The organism is Rhodopirellula maiorica SM1, from assembly GCF_000346295.1.
GTDB classification, from domain to species: Bacteria; Planctomycetota; Planctomycetia; order Pirellulales; family Pirellulaceae; genus Novipirellula; species Novipirellula maiorica.
On sequence record NZ_ANOG01000519.1, the window covers coordinates 1 to 694 of the forward strand.

Genomic DNA, 694 nt, shown 5'->3' on the forward strand with positions numbered 1-694 from the left:
CCCGATCGACTGTTCGCACCTCCGAAGAAATCCGAGTTGATGGCAGATGGAGCGAACCCAGTCTACGACAAAGAAATCCATAGCGAAATCTTTGCACAAGGAACCCTGATGCTGCGGCTGGTGATTCAAATCAGCATGCTATTGGCAATCCCGATGATGGGCATTTTCCTGTTCTACATGGACGAAAAGATTGCTTGGTTTTCGGTTTATGTGATTGTGTTCAACATGCTCGTCGGCCCCGTTTTTTTGGCGGGATCGATGACCAGCGAACGAGAACGCCAAACACTCGATTTGTTATTAACGACAACGTTGACTCCCAGTCAAATTCTGTGGGGCAAATTCATTGTCGGCTTCCGCATCTCCGCCGTCTTAACCTGTTTTCTGCTGTGGCCACTGCTGCTTGGCGGTGTGCTTAACTACAGTTACTGGAGCAATTGGCCGAGCGTGCTGGGGATGTTTGCGATTGTCTTGATGGTTTGTTTGGTCAATGCCACCATCGCTCAAGTGTGTTCGCTATTCCAGCGAAAAACCTCGATCGCATTGATGTCGACATACATCGTGCTGTTATTGCTGTACGTCGGTCCGCCCGCGATTGTCTCGTTGATGACAATCCTAGAGTTTCCAGCCGAATCCATTGCTCAAGCCCAATGGCTTGGCGTGACCAGTCCCTTTTCGGCAGCGTTCTCACTGCCAC

Annotated in this window: 1 protein-coding gene; it reads left to right on the forward strand. The window is 50.3% G+C overall.

The window, feature by feature from the left end:
- Positions 1 to 39: 39 nt before the first annotated feature.
- A partial coding sequence (locus RMSM_RS16605; RefSeq protein WP_008698539.1) for an ABC transporter permease occupies positions 40 to 694 on the forward strand: 655 nt, incomplete at its 3' end.